General features: G+C 41.1%; 18 protein-coding genes. 12 read left to right on the top strand and 6 right to left on the bottom strand.

Translation table 11 applies throughout. The features are described from left to right. Positions 1-159: 159 nt before the first annotated feature. Together FZC79_RS11970 and FZC79_RS11975 are read left to right on the top strand one after the other, a co-directional pair. Positions 160-972: an Fpg/Nei family DNA glycosylase gene (locus FZC79_RS11970; protein ID WP_148947030.1), complete on the top strand. Its 813-nt coding sequence runs from the start codon at positions 160-162 to the stop codon at positions 970-972. 50 nt (positions 973-1,022) lie between these two features. Then, positions 1,023-3,602, top strand: a complete 2,580-nt coding sequence (locus tag FZC79_RS11975; protein ID WP_148947031.1) for a helicase-related protein — start codon at positions 1,023-1,025, stop codon at positions 3,600-3,602. Positions 3,603-4,058: 456 nt separating this feature from the next. Here FZC79_RS11975 and FZC79_RS11980 read toward each other — a convergent pair whose 3' ends face one another. After that, the gene (locus FZC79_RS11980) at positions 4,059-5,201 is read right to left on the bottom strand and encodes a CAP domain-containing protein (RefSeq protein ID WP_187442755.1); all 1,143 of its coding nucleotides are present in this window, start codon (positions 5,199-5,201) and stop codon (positions 4,059-4,061) included. A gap of 278 nt (positions 5,202-5,479) precedes the next feature. Between FZC79_RS11980 and speD the strand changes: the two genes are divergently transcribed. Continuing rightward, positions 5,480-6,301 (top strand): adenosylmethionine decarboxylase, encoded by an 822-nt coding sequence (gene speD, locus FZC79_RS11985; protein WP_148947032.1) that lies wholly within the window; start codon positions 5,480-5,482, stop codon positions 6,299-6,301. A gap of 260 nt (positions 6,302-6,561) precedes the next feature. On the opposite strand, the gene FZC79_RS11990 is transcribed toward speD, so the two are convergent. After that, positions 6,562-6,756 carry an alpha/beta-type small acid-soluble spore protein gene (locus FZC79_RS11990; protein ID WP_148942017.1) on the bottom strand — a complete coding sequence of 65 codons (195 nt, stop codon included), beginning with the start codon at positions 6,754-6,756 and terminating at the stop codon, positions 6,562-6,564. Positions 6,757-7,259: 503 nt separating this feature from the next. Here FZC79_RS11990 and FZC79_RS11995 point away from each other — a divergent pair. The 4 genes from FZC79_RS11995 (at position 7,260) to FZC79_RS12010 (ending at position 11,258) form a co-directional block, all read left to right on the top strand. After that, positions 7,260-7,928 (top strand): GNAT family N-acetyltransferase, encoded by a 669-nt coding sequence (locus FZC79_RS11995; protein WP_148947033.1) that lies wholly within the window; start codon positions 7,260-7,262, stop codon positions 7,926-7,928. A gap of 337 nt (positions 7,929-8,265) precedes the next feature. Continuing rightward, complete coding sequence (locus FZC79_RS12000) at positions 8,266-8,463, top strand: hypothetical protein (RefSeq protein WP_148942019.1); 198 nt, start codon at positions 8,266-8,268, stop codon at positions 8,461-8,463. 57 nt (positions 8,464-8,520) lie between these two features. Then, positions 8,521-10,014, top strand: a complete 1,494-nt coding sequence (locus FZC79_RS12005; protein ID WP_148947034.1) for a DEAD/DEAH box helicase — start codon at positions 8,521-8,523, stop codon at positions 10,012-10,014. A 476-nt stretch (positions 10,015-10,490) separates the two neighbouring features. After that, positions 10,491-11,258: an exodeoxyribonuclease III gene (locus FZC79_RS12010; protein ID WP_148947035.1), complete on the top strand. Its 768-nt coding sequence runs from the start codon at positions 10,491-10,493 to the stop codon at positions 11,256-11,258. 103 nt (positions 11,259-11,361) lie between these two features. Here FZC79_RS12010 and FZC79_RS12015 read toward each other — a convergent pair whose 3' ends face one another. Further along, complete coding sequence (locus tag FZC79_RS12015; protein ID WP_148947036.1) at positions 11,362-11,781, bottom strand: VOC family protein; 420 nt, start codon at positions 11,779-11,781, stop codon at positions 11,362-11,364. 89 nt (positions 11,782-11,870) lie between these two features. Further along, a complete protein-coding gene (locus FZC79_RS23155) occupies positions 11,871-12,020 on the bottom strand; it encodes a hypothetical protein (RefSeq protein WP_187442756.1) in 150 nt (49 codons plus the stop codon). 209 nt (positions 12,021-12,229) lie between these two features. Between FZC79_RS23155 and FZC79_RS12020 the strand changes: the two genes are divergently transcribed. Next, positions 12,230-13,156: a DMT family transporter gene (locus FZC79_RS12020; protein WP_148947037.1), complete on the top strand. Its 927-nt coding sequence runs from the start codon at positions 12,230-12,232 to the stop codon at positions 13,154-13,156. Between the two features lie 176 nt (positions 13,157-13,332). On the opposite strand, the gene FZC79_RS12025 is transcribed toward FZC79_RS12020, so the two are convergent. Beyond that, on the bottom strand, positions 13,333-14,655 hold the full coding sequence (locus FZC79_RS12025) for a short-chain fatty acid transporter (RefSeq protein WP_148947038.1): 1,323 nt from the start codon (positions 14,653-14,655) through the stop codon (positions 13,333-13,335). A gap of 153 nt (positions 14,656-14,808) precedes the next feature. Between FZC79_RS12025 and FZC79_RS12030 the strand changes: the two genes are divergently transcribed. Continuing rightward, positions 14,809-15,588, top strand: a complete 780-nt coding sequence (locus tag FZC79_RS12030; RefSeq protein WP_148947039.1) for a S1C family serine protease — start codon at positions 14,809-14,811, stop codon at positions 15,586-15,588. A gap of 3 nt (positions 15,589-15,591) precedes the next feature. Here the strand turns inward: FZC79_RS12030 and FZC79_RS12035 are convergent, their stop codons facing one another. After that, positions 15,592-15,885 (bottom strand): hypothetical protein, encoded by a 294-nt coding sequence (locus FZC79_RS12035; RefSeq protein WP_148947040.1) that lies wholly within the window; start codon positions 15,883-15,885, stop codon positions 15,592-15,594. Positions 15,886-16,076: 191 nt separating this feature from the next. Between FZC79_RS12035 and FZC79_RS12040 the strand changes: the two genes are divergently transcribed. From FZC79_RS12040 to FZC79_RS12050, 3 genes are all read left to right on the top strand, one after another. Then, on the top strand, positions 16,077-16,379 hold the full coding sequence (locus FZC79_RS12040) for a DUF6509 family protein (RefSeq protein WP_148947041.1): 303 nt from the start codon (positions 16,077-16,079) through the stop codon (positions 16,377-16,379). 21 nt (positions 16,380-16,400) lie between these two features. Continuing rightward, entirely contained in the window at positions 16,401-16,661 is a 261-nt protein-coding gene (locus FZC79_RS12045) for a DUF1292 domain-containing protein (protein WP_148947042.1), read from the top strand. Between the two features lie 611 nt (positions 16,662-17,272). Next, positions 17,273-18,193 (top strand): DMT family transporter, encoded by a 921-nt coding sequence (locus FZC79_RS12050; RefSeq protein ID WP_187442757.1) that lies wholly within the window; start codon positions 17,273-17,275, stop codon positions 18,191-18,193. Positions 18,194-18,227: the final 34 nt, after the last annotated feature.

Consider the following 18,227-nt stretch of genomic DNA (forward strand, 5'->3'; position numbering starts at 1 on the left):
AATCAGTTATAGTTTGGTTTCATCTAATTAGACATATGTTCACAAATAATTACCACATGTTCTTTCGCGCTTCATGTGCGAATGTTTACTTTCATTTTATGGGATTAGTTTTTTACATACTTTCGGTAATGATAAGGTAAAAAGATCAGGAGTGAAAGCATGCCGGAATTGCCTGAAATGGAACATTATAAGAGAATGTTAACAAAGCAACTTCAAAATAAGAGAATAACCGATGTGGAAATCGGAAGAGAAAAATCAATCAACATTCCTGTCAGTGAATTTTCTTTGCTTACCGGCAGCCAAACAATTAAAAGTGTGACGAGAAGAGCAAAGCATTTGCTGTTTCATCTTGAAAATGATGTAGTATTAATACTGCACTTAATGCTGGGAGGATGGTTGTTCTTCGGAACGGAAGAACAGAAACCTGACAGGACCATCCAAGTTAAATTATCCTTTGGAACTCACCATTTATTTTTTATTGGTCTCAGACTTGGGTATCTACATTTATATAGAGGGATAGAGGGCGCGGCAGAAGAGCTGAAAAAATTAGGACCAGAGCCTTTATCCTTTGAATTGACCGAAACCAAATTCCTGGAATTGTCTTCTAAAAGAAGAGGAAGCCTGAAAACCACTCTTGTAAATCAAGGCTTTTTGTCCGGGATTGGCAATTGCTATTCCGATGAAATATGTTTCCATGCCGGACTGCTTCCCAAAAGGAAATTCAATGAGCTGGCCGAACATGAAAACAGGAAGCTATTCCATTCCATGCAGTATATTTTAAGGGATGCGGTGGATAGCGGAGGCTACATGGAGAATCCATTTTACCCAGGAGATACCCTTACTGGAGGATATATTTCAAAATGCCGGGTCTATGACCGGGAAGGAGAGCCTTGCCATCGCTGTGGAGGTGAGATTGTCAAAGATGAAATCTCCTCCAAGAAAACATTTTACTGTCCCGCCTGCCAAAGCTGATAAAAAGGCAACTTTGAAACATTTTTAGCATTATAAGAAAAGGTGATTACATGGAGAAACTCAACGAACTTTACGAAGAATCTATTGGAGATACTAAAAGAAAAGTCAAAGAAGATGTTTTCCGCTTCATGGAAAAAAAAGAAACACTTCCATCTTTTGACGATTACCTACAAGAGAGGATTCATTATATAGAGCAGCTGTGGATGAATGTCTGGTTGAATAAAGTCACCAATTTCATCAGCAGAAGTGACAAGAAAGCCTTCCTTCGCAGCAGGGACTATGAGGTGGAAGGCGTTGACAAGAAATTGATCAATAAGGTGTTCCGCAATGAAATGAGAGATTACCGCCCCTTTGACGTCGTTCACTGGCTTCAAGACCTTGCCGAGTATCAGGAAGGGCAATGGGAAGAACGGTATGAAAATGCAAGGGAAGGGTATCTGCTGCGCTTAGAGCAGGACAAGATTGAAGAGAAACAAAAAATGATCTCAAAGGAAATCACCAGCAGTCTTAGTGTAAAATTTCATGAACTGAAAGATAGCTGGTATCTTCCAGTCCGGTTTGCTTCTGCTCAAAAGCTGGCAAATGATTTCCAAGAAAAAATCAGATACCGTCATGTGGATACCTTTATGCTGGAAGAGCAGCTGGAGGAACTAGGCCCTTTTGATCCAGAGGAGTACGGTATTCTGACTGAATTTTTCCAAGAACTGAATGGACTTATTCACCGCACCCTGCACAGAGGTCGAAGCTATTGGGAATACGAGACCTACTATTATGTATACGAAGAATTTGTCTCTAACTTTGTGCTTAAAACCTTCCCGAAATCGCTGCACAGCCTTGTGACAGAAGAGCATACACTTCAGTATCAGCAGGCATTTGGAGACGAACTGACTCCTGATCAAATCCGCAAGTGGCTGCAGCATGAATTTCTTGATCAAGCCCAGATTTATATGGACTATCTTCAGGAAGAGTATATTGAGGACCTTTTGAACCTGTCTAAGATTCCATATGAAGAAAAATCTCATGCTGCAATTCTTGAAAGAGATGAAGCTCTGAGGCAAGAGAGAAAAGCAGCAGAAGAAGCCGCTATTGAACGTAAACGAGAAGAAGAAGAGCGGATGATGAACGATATATTCGGAAGAGAGTACAGTGCTTCTCTTGGAGGCAATACCCGCTATGTCCTTCATATTGGGGAAACCAATACAGGAAAGACTCATCACGCATTAGAAAGCATGAAACGGGCGGAAAGCGGCCTTTACCTTGCTCCACTGCGTCTTCTTGCCCTTGAGGTATACGACAGGCTGAATAAGGAAGGTGTACCATGTGCTCTGAAAACAGGCGAGGAAGAAAAGTCGGCACACGGAGCACGCCATTTATCCTGCACTGTCGAAATGTTCTATGAAAAAGAAGAATACGAAGTAGTAGTCATTGACGAAGCGCAGATGATGGCTGACAAAGACCGAGGATTCTCCTGGTTTAAAGCCATAACCAAAGCACGGGCAAAAGAAGTTCATATCATAGGCAGCCGCAATGTCAAACCCATGCTGATCGGACTGCTTGAAAACTGTGAAATAGAAATCATTGAATACAGCAGGGATATCCCGCTTGAAATCGAACAAAGAGAATTCTCTTTAAAACATGCCAAAAGAGGAGATGCACTTGTCTGTTTCTCACGAAGAAGAGTTCTCGAAACAGCTTCCAGGCTGCAAAATAACGGCCACACGGTCAGTATGATTTATGGAAGCATGCCGCCTGAAACCAGGAAAAAACAAATGCAGAGATTCATCAAAGGGGAAACAAGGGTCATTGTGGCGACGGATGCTATTGGAATGGGACTCAACCTGCCGATCCGCCGGATAGTGTTTCTGGAAAATGATAAATTCGACGGAACAAGAAGAAGGACACTGACCTCTCAGGAAGTCAAACAAATAGCCGGACGTGCTGGACGAAAAGGAATTTATGATATTGGGAAAGTTGCTTTTACAAAAGACATTAAGATGATGACGAAGCTGCTCCATCAGGAAGATGAGCCTGTACAATCATTTGCTATTGCGCCAACAAATTCGGTTTTCGAGCGATTTCAAAAATATTACCGCGATCTCGGAAGGTTTTTCGAATTATGGGTAAAGTTCGAAAGCCCATTTGGCACAAAAAAAGCTTCTCTCTACGAAGAACGTGAACTGTATGAACTTGTAAGAGGAACAGAAATTGAAGGACGCTTGTCAATGATGGACCTTTATGGCTTTCTGCATCTCCCCTTTTCGAAAAAAGAACCTGAGTTAACCTCTCAATGGCTCGAAACAATGGATGCGCTGGTAAGTGGAAATGACCTTCCTGAACCGAAGCTGAAACGAAAAAATCTTGAACAGCAGGAAGTCGCTTATAAAGCAGTAGGTCTTCATCTTTTATTCCTCTACCGTCTGGGAAGAGGAACAGAAGCAATTTATTGGGAGCGCCTCCGGCAGGACATTGCCGATGGAGTACATAAAAGCTTGAACACAGAAGTATCAACCATTACCCAGAAATGCAAAAATTGCGGGAAAAGACTGCCGGCAGGATTCAAGTTTCCTATCTGTGACAGCTGCCATTATTCCAGAGTGCGGAAGAGGGGACCACGAAAAAATAAAGGCTGAGTTTCTTAAGAAGCACTCAGGCATTCTGGGATATATGCGACGAAGATTTTATAAATGGTTCTTCAGGGAAAAGATTTCAGCCGAAGTGTCGCTTTGCTATAAAAAAGCGCAAGCGCCCCGATAGCCCCGACAGGCAAATGTTCCCTGGAGAAAAAAAGGCGGTCTTTCCTTTTATTCTCCAGGGGTTATTTGATCCCGAGGGGCTGGGCGCTGGAGCTGGATTCAGATACGCTGCCTAATACTCGCTCTAAGAATTTTATTCTTTCTTATCTTTCTAGAAAAACTCTTTGACTCAGCCAAACGTCCCTTAGAAAAGCTTCTTTTGCGGTTTTTCTAACCAAATTTTTTTTCGAACTATTCTTACTATAAAAATCCGCCTCCAATATGGAAGCGGATTTTTTATAGTGAAATCTTACAACTCCAAAGAAATACCGCGCCGGTAAAGGCACGGTATCGTTAATTACTAAAAAAGTTCTCTGTATAATACGGCTGTGATTCCTCGTTAAACGCCACTCCAACACCGAGGTATTCAAAATCTTCCTTAACAATATTTTTTCTGTGACCCATCGAATTCATCAATCCTTCATGAGCGAAAATAGAACTGAATTGTCCATACGCCAGATTCTCGCCGGCAACGGTGAAGGTAATATTGTCCTCCTGCATCCTGTCAAATGGCGACTGGCCTTCCAAGTTAGTATGATTGAAGTAGTTGTTCTCAGCCATATCCAAGCTGTGTGCCCGTGCAGTATCCTTTACCTGGTCATCCCACGATAATACAGGAAGACCATGATTGACGCGTGTAGCATTTGTAAGGTCAAAGAGCTGGTACTCAAAGCCTTCCTTTAATTCAGAACTTCCATCAGAGTAGATATCTTTCTTGCCTTGTTCCATTTCTTCGTCAATAACCTGCAGTGCCGTAACGGTTTCACTTTCATGCTTATCATAGAATACCGTAATATAACTGGTGTCCCGTTGATAGATTTCATATTCACCATCATCCTGCAGTTGATAATAGACAAGGCCTTTTCTGATTTTTGAAATAGGTTCTCCAAGGACTTCATGTACTTCATCTTTAGAGCTGTTCAAAGCGATCCCTGAATCTGAAGCAATTAAATCCTGATTGGTATATAGGGCGCTTATCTGATTATTTTCATCGAAAGCTGCCATGAGGAAATTATGATAATCCTGGTGATAGGCATGCCATTCAACTCCATATTCATTTACGGAAGAGCGGTCGGGAGTACCAAGCATTTCCTCAACCGTTTCTCTTGTATCCCCAATTTCAAGGTTATGAATGGAAAACACCTGATTCTCCGGCTTAGTCAGTTCCGGCTTGCTTACCTCTACGGCTTCTGTATCATGTTTAGGCTCCTGCACTTCTTCTTTTACATCTTGAAGTGATCCTTCTAATCCATAAATAATAGATCCGATCTTGTCATTGATTTTGGTTAAGGCATCCTGAACATCGGGATTTTCTTTAAAAGAATCAAATTTAGCAATTGTATCATTCATGAAGGAAGAATCGAGATAATCTTCCCAATAAGGCTTCGTATTAAAAGCTGCGACTATAATTATAATGAGCAACAGTAATCTTCTCATTGTCCACGCTCCAATCTTATATCCATTTTACCCGAATTATCCGTTATCAAAAACTCTGAAACACATTAAACAACCTTTTTTATACTGGAAATTTAATGCTGCTGCACTGTTTTTTAAAGCTGAGGCCATTTGACCTCTTCTTAAAAAAGGGGTTTCACTAGGTGCATCACCCATATAAAAAGAATACCGTTTTATTCTCTGAATGACAGGGTATCATAACAAATAACTAAGAGTTGAAACGCATCGTTTCTGCATCATTTACATAGGGGGAATAAATCATGAAAATGTCTCATGAAGAAAGAATCCAGCTTCACGAATTTAATAACCTGACAAAATCCTTAAGCTTTAACATGTACGATATATGTTATACAAGGACAAGGGAAGAGCGTGAGGCTTACATTGAATATATAGATGAACAGTATAATGCGGACCGCCTCACGAAGATTCTGTCCAATGTATCGGATATCATCGGGGCACATGTTCTCAATATAGCAAAACAGGATTACGTCCCACAAGGTGCTTCTGTCACCATTCTCGTTTCTGAAGGACCGATTGTGGAAGTGCCGAATGAGCATTTCGACGAGTCACCAGGGCCGCTTCCTTCAGCTGTTACCATGCAGCTCGATAAAAGCCATATCACTGTCCACACCTATCCGGAGTATCATCCCTATGAAGGAATCAGTACATTCCGTGCTGACATAGATGTATCCACTTGCGGGGAGATTTCCCCACTTAAAGCGCTAAATTACCTGATTCATTCGTTCGAGACAGATGTTATGACGATGGATTACAGGGTAAGGGGATTCACAAGGGATATCAGCGGCCGCAAGTTATTCATTGATCATGATATCAACTCGATTCAAAATTATATTCCTGAGGAAATTAAAGAGGAATACGACATGATAGATGTAAATGTCTATCCGCAAAATATTTTTCACACCAAATGTAAACTGAAGGAATTCGATTTAAATAACTATTTGTTTGGTTACACCAAAAATAAGCTGGAAGATCATGAAGTGAAGGAAATTACCGATAAGCTGAAATTAGAAATGGATGAAATTTTTTACGGAAAAAATATGCCAGGCAGCTCAACCAAATAACCATCGAAGTCCCCGGGATTGGGGGCTTTTTCATTAATAAAGGCTCTTTTCGTAAACTTTGTTGCTATTTTGATCCTAATTCTTAAACAAATATCATAATTCATCTTAACAACCTTGTTATTATAAAAAGAAAAGAGCTACTTTCCCCGATTAGAGAGAAATCCCTTAGTATCCGGGGATATCCGAAAGCAGCAATCAATGCGTAAACATCATTAATAAAATATTGTAGTCCCCTTCAAAAACGAAGGGGACATATGGTGTTACTGATTCTGTCCTTCAGCTAACGTCTGCTGGGCAAGAGCAACCAGCCTCTTAGTCATTTCTCCTCCAACAGATCCGTTGGCACGTGCGGTAGTATCTGCTCCAAGTGTTACTCCAAACTCATTGGCGATTTCTTCTTTCATCTGGTTCAATACTCTTTCTGATCCAGGAACCACAAGTTTGTTTCTTGCCATGGTAGATTCACTCCCGATGAAGGATTGAGCAAGAATCTGCTCTATCTTAATGTAACCTTGCAGAGGCCATTCCATTAAGTTTTCCTAAAAAAATAAGCCAGCCATTTATTACTATTTAAAAGAAAATCTCAATTAACAGCCGATAGGAGGGAGTATTAAAGAGTCTTGTCTTTTTATAGCGATTATCATTTCATTGGAAGATTTTTTAATCTTCTGTTATAAAAAGACAGATGAGATAAGTCTTACCTAACATCCTGTTTTTTCACAATTTACTTTTGATTTGGTAAAATGATAAAAAAATCAAAACGTATTGTCATCCTTTTTAAAAGTCTAATGGGACGTGTATCAAGAAAAGAACCTTATATAGTGCCAGCAGTTAGCGGTCTGTGTTTATTGGTATGCACGATTCTCCATTTGACACATTTAAAGGTGCAATGACTGCTGCAATGAACCTCAACAGGAGGGATTATGATTTTTATACAAAGAAAAGGGAGGTTTTGCATTTGTATAATAAGAAGCTTTATGTTTTTAAAGGAGATAAACCAATTGAAGCTGTAATTAGAACCTATACCTACTCAGACTTTAAAGATTTGATAAGAGTTCAGCAAGAAAGCTTTCCCCCGCCATTTCCTTCAGAGTTATGGTGGAAAGAGGAACAGCTTTCAAATCATTTAGAGCTATTTCCCGAAGGTGCCTTGTGCATAGAAGTGGAGGGAGAAATAGCCGGCTCGATAACAGGCATGATTATCAATTATGATCCTCAGGATATCAACCATTCTTGGTCAGAAATGACCGGTGACGGATCTATCAATACACATGATCGTAATGGAAATGCCCTATACATAGTAGACATTGGAGTGTCTCCAAAATACAGGGGACATGGCTTAGGTAAAGCACTGATGCAGTCAATGTATGAAGTGGTTGTCCAACTGCGATTGGAGCGATTGCTGGGCGGGGGAAGAATGCCAGGATATGGAGAACGAGCAGCTGAAATGTCAGCATCACAATATTTAGAGGCTGTGATCAAAGGTGAACTCCAAGACAAAGTCATTTCTTTTCTGCTTCGATGCGGACGTCTGCCTGTTGGTGTCATACCAGAATATTTAGAAGACCAAGAGTCCAAAAACTATGCTGCACTGATGGAATGGAGAAATCCATTCTTGAAAAGATGATGTGGAGGAAACCTCATTTTTGAGGTTTTTTTGTTTAAATATTTATGTTTCATTCAGAGAACGATAGCCGCACTGAGATAGACAAAGTTCATGAATTTATTTCTTAGACTTTCAAAGAATATTAATGATACCACTGAAAGCTGTAAATAAGCTCAGCTCTTTTCACTTTATACTTAAAGGTAATAATAATACCTTTAAGCCAAACGCCGACATAAATCGATGAATTCAATTGTATTATGCGGATCCACGTGCTATCATTCACTATATGCCTGTTATCAAACTGCTAGCAGATTGATAACAAGTGCTAGAAAGCTGTTATGAAGGGAAGTTTAGTACTGTGAGTGATTCAAACAGAATTCAGTTGAATGTCCGCATAAGCAAAGATACAGCCGATATGCTTGATGAAATTGTTGACTATTATCAAAAGAACACGAAGCTTGGAAGAGTATATAAAGGCGATGTGCTAACCGATATCATCGAAAAATCTCACGGCTTGATGGAAAAGCAGAAAGCTATTCAAAATAGAAAATACTAAAGTTCAAAAATTTAAAGCAGCATATTTCCTTTTAAAGGTGAAAGTAGGGATTCCATTTTGAAAGACTTTAAATCGTTAGGCATTTCTGAAGAAATTATTTCTAGACTTCAGAAAAATAATGTTACGACTCCAACTCCCATCCAGGAAAAAGCAATACCTTCTGTTATGGAGCATAAGGACGTAATTGCACAAGCACAAACCGGAACAGGTAAAACACTTGCCTTTATCCTGCCGGTCATCGAAAAGTTTGATTTTGACAATCAAAGCATACAGGCATTGATTGTGACGCCGACCAGAGAACTTGCCCTTCAGATAACGGAAGAAGTTCGAAAGCTGATCCGCCATATAGAAGGAATTAGTGTTCTCCCTGTTTATGGCGGCCAAGACGTGGATAAGCAGCTTAGTAAACTAAGAAAAAATGTGGGAATTGTTGTTGGAACTCCCGGAAGGATCTTAGATCATATAGGGAGAGGAACCATTGATTTATCGAAAATTGATACACTTGTATTGGATGAAGCGGATCAGATGCTTCACATTGGTTTCTTGAAAGAAGTCGAGATGATTATTAAGGAGACTCCTGCGACCAGACAGACTCTTTTGTTTTCCGCGACCATCCCGGATGAAATCAAGGTTCTCTCCAAAAAACATATGAAAAATCCACAGTATATTTCTGTGGAAAGAACTCAAGGACCAGCCAAGAGTGTGAAACAATTGGCGGTTTTCGTGAACGACAGAGAGAAACAATCCACTCTTATAGATATGATTAAAGAAAAACAGCCCTATCTTGCGGTAATTTTCTGCAGAACGAAACGAAGGGTATCTAAATTATATGGAGAACTTGTTTCGTACGGGTTCAGCTGTGATGAATTGCATGGTGATTTATCTCAGGCCAAACGCGAAAAGGTAATGAAGAGGTTCCGTGAAGCCGAGTTTCAATTATTGATCGCGACTGATGTGGCGGCTCGAGGCCTGGATGTTGAGGGTGTCACACATGTCTTCAATTATGATATCCCTGAAGATGCGGACAGCTATGTACACAGAATCGGAAGGACGGGAAGAGCAGGTGAAACAGGCCTTGCCGTTACATTCTATTCTCCAGCCCAAAAAGACGATCTTGCTCAAATCGAGAAGGACTTGAACATCAAGCTCTCTAAGCATACAATCGGGAATGTCACTGAAAGGGATTCGAAGCCAAAACAAAGATCGGCCAGGAAACCAAGTTCCGGCAGAGAAAGAAAACCTAAAGAGAAACAGGCAGGAGGCAGCCGGAACAACTCTGAGGATCGTTCACGCTCAAGAAACAGCAGGGGCACTAAGCCTGCAGCTTCTGATAATTCCAGAAGCAGTAAACCTGCCAAATCATCTTCTTCAAAAGGCAGAATGCGTTCAAACGTACTGGAAGCCAAAGAAGTTTCACGAGGCTCTCTCCATAAGTTTGCTGATAAAAGCAGCAAGGGTGGAAAGCCGAGAAGCACCAATTCCTCCAGAGGGAAAGCAGATGGCAGACCAGCAAGAGGTTCTTCAACAGGCAGAAACCAAAGAAAAAAATAATATATAACTAAAGCATAAGCGCCTTGATCAGACCCGACAGGCAAAGGTTCCTCAGAGAAAAAAGGCGCTCTTACCTTTTATTCTCTGAGGGTTATTTGACCCCGAGGCGCCTCGATCAGACCCGACAGGCAAAGGTTCCTCAGAGAAAAAAAGGCGCTCTTTCCTTTTATTCTCTGAGGGTTATTTGACCCCGAGGGGTTAGGTGCTGAAGCTGGACGTGGATAATATAGCTATAAGTTATCCACAGAGAGTGATATTATTATTTCCTAAACATCGAGAAAAGAGTGCGAATCTATAGATTCACACTCTTTTTTTGAGTCTTTATGAAAATAGAAGGTTTCTTTAACACATTAAATCACTAAGAGGGACTGTCCCTTTTATCGATTTAACGTATCAAAGCGAGTTCTCTCAACGTGAAGCCATCCCTGTTTTCTGTTAGAATAGGACTCTAGTAAATCAACGGGAGAGAAGCAATTATGAAATTAGTATCTTGGAATGTTAATGGGATACGGGCTTGTGTGAAAAAGGGGTTTTTAGACTTTTTCCATGAGACCGATGCCGATATTTTTTGCATACAGGAATCCAAGCTTCAGGAAGGACAAATTTCTCTGGAGTTGGAAAACTACCACCAATACTGGAATTATGCTGAACGAAAAGGGTATTCCGGAACAGCCGTCTTTACGAAAGAAAAACCGCTTTCCGTCTCTTATGGAATAGGCGAAGAGGAGAGTGAACCTGAAGGCCGGTCCATCACCTTGGAATTTGAGAATTTTTTTCTGCTGAATGTTTATACTCCCAATTCAAAAAGGGACCTAACGAGACTGGCCGACAGACTGAACTGGGAAGAAAGGGTCAGAGCCTATATTAAAGTATTAGATGCTGTCAAACCTGTAATCTATTGTGGGGATTTGAATGTGGCGCATAATGAAATCGATCTGCGTAATCCTAAATCCAATGATGGCAATTCAGGATTCACCCTGCAGGAGCGGGAGAAAATGACGCTTTTGCTTGAAGAAGGCTTTGTCGACAGCTTCCGGTATTTATACCCTGAGAGGGACCAGGCATATACATGGTGGTCTTACATGAGCAAGGTACGAGAGAGGAATATAGGATGGCGGATCGATTATTTTATTGTTTCGGACAGGCTTAAGCACACTTTGACGGATGCAGGGATGCATAAGGATACTCTCGGAAGTGATCATTGTCCTGTTTACCTTGAGCTTGAAATAGAAAAGGGAATTTAGCACTCCTCAGCCATAACAGATTTGTCTTATATTTCTCAAAAGGGCTTAAAGAGCATGCCAGGCTAGCATGTTCTTCAAGCTGTTGTGACCTGTTACCAGCAGGTCATTTTTCATTTGGATAATCACAATACTCGATAATGGTGCCTTCGGTATCAGCAGGATTCAGGTAGATGAGCCTTCTTCCATGTTTATTGATTCGCAAAGTGTCCTCCAATGTACGGATACCTTGTTCCTCCAGTTCTGCAATAGCTGAATCCAAATTATCAACCCTGTAGGCAATATGATGAACTCCCTTGCCTTTTTGCCTGATGAAGCGGGCAATGGGGGAAGTAGTATTATTAGTCGGGGAAAGGAGTTCGAATCGATCCTTTCCAAGTTCAATGACGGCTATTTCACTTTCCACTCCCGGTGCTTCACTTCGATATCGATCGAGTAAAACCCCTCCGAGCACCTCTGTATATATATGTATGCCATTATTTAAATCCCTAATGGCAATGCCGATATGATCCAGCTTTTTTTCCATTATAACTTTCACTCCTTTTTCTCATTCTACATCACCTGATTGATATCTCACAAAAAAAGAGACTGCCTTTGAAAGCAGCCAGCCTGAATTTACAGAGTTCTTTTATGCAGCAGTTGTTTCACAGCTAGATAAATGATCACAAGTGAGAACACCACAATGACAATTACCGCCAGGCCTGCCAATGGAGCAGCCAGAGGACCCAAAAACCCTGCAGCTGTAACCCCTGTTACCAACAGCAATGCAAATCCTGCTCCAATCGCCGCTAGAATAACAGTAAGTAATAATACATATTTTTCCCCTCCTTTAATACAGCATATGTTTCAACAGAAGGGCTTGACTGGTCATTCATCCAGTGTTTTACTTCTTCATTTCTTCATCTCTATTAGGAATGGTTCAGAGGGACAAGCATATAGTGTAAGTATAATCCACGGCAGGAAGGGATAAATTGATGAGTCATTACAATGCCAAAATTGCTGCTTCACTCTATGCGGCAATGGCGATTTTTTTCTGGGGAGTTTCTTTCGTATCAGCAAAAATAGTTTTGGGCAAACTCGATCCTTTTACACTGATTGTCTTTCGTTTTGGGATAGGAGCGGTGTTCTTACTCGCTGTTATCCTTTTGACGAGAGAAAGGATCTTGTTTTCGCTGCGTTATTTACCTCACTTGTTCATACTCGCTATTCTGGGGACGTTCTGCCACCAGCTTCTGCAGACGACTTCGCTTATTTTCATAGATGCTTCTTCGGCAGGATGGCTCATTTCCGTTACCCCGGTATTCACTGTTCTGCTTTCTATGATTTTTTTACATGAAAAATTAAGTATTAGCAAGGCTCTCGGCATCATAGCCGCCATTATGGGAGTCATCATGGTCACTACGGCAGGAAACGATGACGGTTGGAATTTTACATTTAACATAGGCTTTTTCCTCATGCTCCTCAGCACATTGAATTGGGCAGTATATACAGTTCTTTTAAAAAGTTTAAAAATACCGCTGGAGCCAACCGCACTGACCTTTTACATCTCATTTATTGGGTTTCTCGTTTCTTTGCCCTTTATAATCAGAAACCATGGTTGGGAGGGTATTCCCGGATTGACTGCAGTAGAGTGGGGGCATCTACTGTTTCTTGGTATATTTGTCTCGGGGACAGGCTATTGGTTCTGGGCTAAATCTCTGAAAGTTCTTCAGGCTTCTCAGGCCGGAGTGCTGTTGTATCTTGAGCCGATTGTTACATTTGCAGCGGCCATCATCATCCTTCATGAAAAAGCCATGTTGACCAGCATTGCAGGAGGGCTGATAATAATTGGGGGTGTAGCCGCTGTGAATGGAAATTTCTTTTCAAGAAGGAGCCCCGGGTTCCCAAGGACCAAAAAATAAAGACAAGCAGTCAGAAATCTGGCTGTTTGTCTTTTGTCTTGCTATAAGATATTGGTTAAAACTCTCTCTTAAAAGGATTTAAATACTAGAAGTTTTTCTCCAAACAGGAAGATCAGCTTTTATCCTTCTTGCATGCCAGGTTAATTCCGCTCATTTATGGCGTATACGAAAGAGCCTTACAAAAACAACAGACCTAATGAAATTACAATTCCGCTCACTACCAGCGTAATGGTGCAGAATCCCATAATGTCTTTCGCTTTCAGCCCTGCAATAGCAAGGGCCGGCAATGCCCAAAAAGGCTGGATAAGATTTGTCCATGCATCTCCCCATGCAACAGCCATTGCCGTTTTGGCAGTGGACACCCCGAGAGTCTGTGCTGCTTCAAGCATGACTGGAGCTTGAACTGCCCATTGGCCGCCTCCTGAAGGCACAAAGAAATTGACAATCCCGGCACTAATAAATGCAAAGAACGGAAAGGTAAAGTCGTTTGAGATAGAGACAAATCCTTCAGACATGACAGCAGCTAGACCTGACGCTGTCATCATCCCCATGATTCCTGCGTAAAAAGGAAATTGGATGATGATTCCACTCGCACCTTTAACCGCTTTAAGAACTGCTTCCAAAAAACGTCTTGGCGTGCGGTGAAACAGGATGCCGAGGAATAAGAATAAAAAATTGACAATATTGAGATTTAGTAAAAATCCATTATTAACAAAATAGTATACTAAGAAAGCGATTCCCATAATGCCGGTCAGTAAAGACACTATATAACTATTCTCCAGTCGGTCTGCAGGAGTATCAGCACTTAAGGATTCTGTCCTCATCTCCAAGTCATCTTCTTCAAGGATCTTCGGGTCAACAGTCACTGTTTCGATCGGTGAAGGCATCATCAATCGGTTTAGAATAGGGAGGATGATGAATAGAGCCACTACAATCGCAACATTGAATACGGCAAAAATCGTTTCGTTTGTAGGAATAATATCGATCAGATCTTGCGAAAAATGTCCCTCCGTAGCGATGGTCAATGGGATAGAACCTGAAAAGCCTCCGTGCCAGACGATAAACCCACTGTAAGCGCTTGCAATCAAAAGCCTGTAATCTACACTTTTGACCCTTCTTGCCAATTCTTTGGCAAAAAGCGCCCCTATAACAAGTCCAAACCCCCAATTGATCCAGCTGGCGATAATCGAGACAACCGTAACAATAATGATTGCCTGAGAAGGGGATTTCGCCTTGGAAGCCAGCAAACCTAATCCTTTCTTGAAAATGGGACTGCTTGCCAGTACATAACCTGTTACAAGAACAAGTACCATCTGCATGGAAAAAGCCAGCAGCCCCCAGAATCCCTCGCCCCAAAACTGAACCATGTTCATAACGGTGCTTTCTGTAAAGATCAGACCCATAGCCAAAACGATGAAGGTAAGGATTACTACAAACAAAAAGGGATCAGGCAGATACCGCTGCATGATTCTGTTGAAAAAAGAAATTAACTTTCCCATCGAATTCCTCCTTATAATTAGTTTGTACTAGTACCTACTACTATTTATAAAAGTCTATAAATATTCCAAGAAAGATGGAAGAAAAGTTAATGTTAGTAATGCAAGGCTGTTTTGCGTTACACTTAGACTAGGAAAAAACGAACGGAGGCACCTATGGAGAATCATAATAATCCTCACTCACAAAATGAAGAAGAAAAAGATATTTTCAGCGATGAACCTAATCTTGAAGATTTTTTAACAGAAGAAGAGGAAGAGACGCCTGCAAGGAAGAAAGCCAGATCTTTTTTTGCAAAAGTGACAGCCTATGCCATTGCTCTTAGTTTGATTGTAAGCGTCCTGGCCGTCTGGGTAAGGGTGTTCAATCTGCCTTCGTTCTCTTTTCTTGAAAAATCCAATGAGCTTTCTAAAATAGAAAATATCCAGAATTATAAAGAAGCCGTCGTGACCCTGGAAGGCAGCGGGGTAAAGGGGACAGGCTTCAACATTGCCGAGGAAGGAACTATAGTGACGAACTACCATGTCATAGAAGACATGGCTTCCATTACGGTGATCTTCCCCAGCGGTGATATTATGCAAGCAGAACCGGCCGAAGAATTTCCTGAATTGGATATTGCCATACTTCAAGTGGAGGGAAAGGATCTTCCTTACCTTGAAATCCAGGAAGAAAGAGGGTGGGGGACGGGTGATTCCATCTATATCATCGGAAACCCCCTTGCCTATAACCAGATTGTGATGGAAGGTGACATCAGCAGAGCAGAAGACAGGTTGTACCTGACAGCACCGATTGAAAAAGGGAATAGCGGCAGCCCTGTAATAGACTCAAATGGAAAGGTGATAGGAGTTGTTTATGCCATGACTGTCCCGGCTATCGGCAGCGGGGAGGAACCTGAAGGACTGGCTGTTCCGGTCAGTGAAATACCAGTCCTTCAATGAGGACTATTTCTTTTCGATTTCTTCCGTAATCACAAAGCATAGTTCTTCATTTCCGTACATCTCCAGTATGGAAAGCAGGGAAGAGAGGGGAATTTCATCAGATTCTTCTTTCGGGACTGTGGAATCAAGTGCTTCTATCAAAAGTGGATTCTGGTCCTGGTGGGGATACGCTCTAGTATAAACCTTCTGTGGATCCAGTTCATTGTTCCGGCACCATTGAGCAAATGCAAGAATCATCATTTTTTCCTCCTGCTGATATTTTTGAATGATTTCTTTTTCAGATAAATGGCTGTACATGGAGATTCTCCTTCTGAATGAAATTATTTGAAAAGTTTCCCGGGAAACCGCAAGATGCGACAGGTTCCCTTACCTTTATACATCCTTAGTACTTATCTTAAATATTACAGCACAGTTTGTCGAATACGTGTATAATTGCTTGGAATTAACTAAAATTAATCTATAGAAGTTTCGAAAGGAATGCATCATTTATGAAAATTACTGGACACACAGTTGAACACCTGGAAGATCCAACGGGAATCCTCCAAGGTGAACGGTATGAATACCTTCTGGAAGTGGAAGTGCCCGAAGATGACGAACTGCATACCGAAAATGGTCTTTTGATCAAAGCGATTTACGCCGTTGATGAAAAAGTTGCACGCGTCGCCCAGTATTATCTGATGGAACGATCCACTGAAAAATACCTCGATTTTGAACTAGAAGAAGAAGAGGAAGAGTTAATCGGTACATACATTGCCAGGCAGCACAGTGAAGAAGAATCTGAATCAGTTTAATTGAAGAGAGGAGAATGGTAAATGGAAAATGTAAAAGTTGGAGAAATATTTACTCTGATCGGCGAAGACGACCTGGAACAGGATATTGAGGTTCTTGCCACTTTGACGCTGGAGGGAAATGACTATGCAGCCGTAGCCTTTGCAGATGACGTACGCGAACAGTCTCAGGAGGACATGGACATCTTCTTTTTAAAAGTGGACTCTGAAGGCGACCTGACCGGTATTGATGACGACGATGAATTTACGAAAGTATCAACAGCGTTTTCTGAGAATATGGGGTAATGAGCTAGCAGGAAAAGGGCTTCCTAAAAATCAGTGGGCTCTGAAAAAGTCCAACCATAAGGTAAAAGGCAGAATCGTTCACTCCAAAGAGCGATTCTGCCTTTTTCACTTCAGTTGTTACCAAAAAGTGTCGAGTTCCGTTACAGGTGCTCCCCCCCGAATGGATCTTATAGCAAAAGAGGCATGTCACTTTCTAAAAATAAGGTCCAGCGGTAATAATAAGGGAACTTTTTTCCTCTATTTTCTATCCAAGACTCTGGACCCCATTGGTATGTGCCACAGGTCACCATCCTTCTTTCCACCGACTAGTTGAGAAAGAAGCTACTGAAATAAACAGAGCAACATATACAATGCTTTCTTAGAAAAAAGTCAACTTTTCTTCTTGTTTAAGGAAGGATAGCTGACTTTTTCATTGTTAATAATGTTTAGGTTCTAAAATTCGGAAGACTATTACGCCATCTCTTAAATTCAGGGAACACTTTTTTGTTTTAGATTTCTTTTATAAATGAATTCCTTAAACGATACCTCCACTATAATTCACTTTCCTTTACAGGCAGTACCTCCCCTGATAAATTAGAAATATTACTGTTTTCGAAAGAAGTGTGGAATTTGTGTCCAAATGGGGCCTTTATATTTTGTTATTTTTGCTGATGGTTGTTTGGGGATTCAATGTTTCAGCTATTAAAATTCTAGTTACCTATTTTCCTCCCGTGTTGATTCAAGGACTTCGCGTCATGCTGGCAGGACTGGCTGTTATTCTTTTTCTTGTATTAAATAGAAATTTTCATAAAGTATCAAGAAAAACCTTAGCAGGCATTCTAACAGCCTCGCTATTTGGAGTTCTGGGGCACCATCTATTTCTCGCGATTGGACTGACTGAAACCAGTGCGACGAATGCAGGTTTAATACTCGGGCTGGTACCTTTATCCACTTCCATCATGGCCATGATTTTCTTGAATGAGAGACTGACCATTTTAAAAACCATGGGGATTTTGGCTGCTTTATTTGGGGTATACCTCATTGTAATGAACGAAAATGGAACACTATCAGGGCTCTCAATGGGAGATTTGTATATCCTAGGAGCTGTATTGACTCAGGCTGTGAGCTTTATTCTAATCAAAAAGCTTAGTGTGAGCATTGATTCCAGACAGATGACAGGCTTAATGCTCTTCATGGGCTCGATTCTGCTCATCATCGCAAGTTTCTTTTTCTCTGAAACAGAAACCGTTTTTTTTACAGAGAAACCGGCTTTTGTCTGGTGGGCACTGATAGGCTCTGCTATCCTTGCAACCGGTCTTGGCCATATGCTTTATAACTATAGCATTCACCGGCTGGGTGCAGGATCAACTTCTATTTTCATTAATCTAACTCCGTTCTTCTCATTAGTAGGCTCTTCCATTTTTCTGGGAGAGGAAATCCTTTCTAAACACTTAGTAGGCTTTTGTTTTATCGTCTTGGGTGTTCTTTTGGGGACCGGTACATTTAAGCTGCTGTTGAAGAAAAGGAAGAATCAGAAAGAATTTTCCGCTTAAACTATGAACAGCTTTGTTAATGAAGGAGCTATAT

The organism is Rossellomorea vietnamensis, from assembly GCF_008180615.1.
GTDB classification, from domain to species: domain Bacteria; phylum Bacillota; class Bacilli; order Bacillales; family Bacillaceae_B; genus Rossellomorea; species Rossellomorea vietnamensis_D.

Bases quoted from the DNA above. Each gene is read 5' to 3' on its own strand.
- FZC79_RS11970 (WP_148947030.1), top strand. From the start codon at position 160: ATGCCGGAATTGCCTGAAATGGAACATTATAAGAGAATGTTAACAAAG.
- FZC79_RS11975 (WP_148947031.1), top strand. From the start codon at position 1,023: ATGGAGAAACTCAACGAACTTTACGAAGAATCTATTGGAGATACTAAA.
- FZC79_RS11980 (WP_187442755.1), bottom strand. From the start codon at position 5,201: ATGAGAAGATTACTGTTGCTCATTATAATTATAGTCGCAGCTTTTAAT.
- speD (WP_148947032.1), top strand. From the start codon at position 5,480: ATGAAAATGTCTCATGAAGAAAGAATCCAGCTTCACGAATTTAATAAC.
- FZC79_RS11990 (WP_148942017.1), bottom strand. From the start codon at position 6,756: ATGGCAAGAAACAAACTTGTGGTTCCTGGATCAGAAAGAGTATTGAAC.
- FZC79_RS12010 (WP_148947035.1), top strand. From the start codon at position 10,491: ATGAAATTAGTATCTTGGAATGTTAATGGGATACGGGCTTGTGTGAAA.
- FZC79_RS12015 (WP_148947036.1), bottom strand. From the start codon at position 11,781: ATGGAAAAAAAGCTGGATCATATCGGCATTGCCATTAGGGATTTAAAT.
- FZC79_RS12020 (WP_148947037.1), top strand. From the start codon at position 12,230: ATGAGTCATTACAATGCCAAAATTGCTGCTTCACTCTATGCGGCAATG.
- FZC79_RS12025 (WP_148947038.1), bottom strand. From the start codon at position 14,655: ATGGGAAAGTTAATTTCTTTTTTCAACAGAATCATGCAGCGGTATCTG.
- FZC79_RS12030 (WP_148947039.1), top strand. From the start codon at position 14,809: ATGGAGAATCATAATAATCCTCACTCACAAAATGAAGAAGAAAAAGAT.
- FZC79_RS12035 (WP_148947040.1), bottom strand. From the start codon at position 15,885: ATGTACAGCCATTTATCTGAAAAAGAAATCATTCAAAAATATCAGCAG.
- FZC79_RS12040 (WP_148947041.1), top strand. From the start codon at position 16,077: ATGAAAATTACTGGACACACAGTTGAACACCTGGAAGATCCAACGGGA.
- FZC79_RS12045 (WP_148947042.1), top strand. From the start codon at position 16,401: ATGGAAAATGTAAAAGTTGGAGAAATATTTACTCTGATCGGCGAAGAC.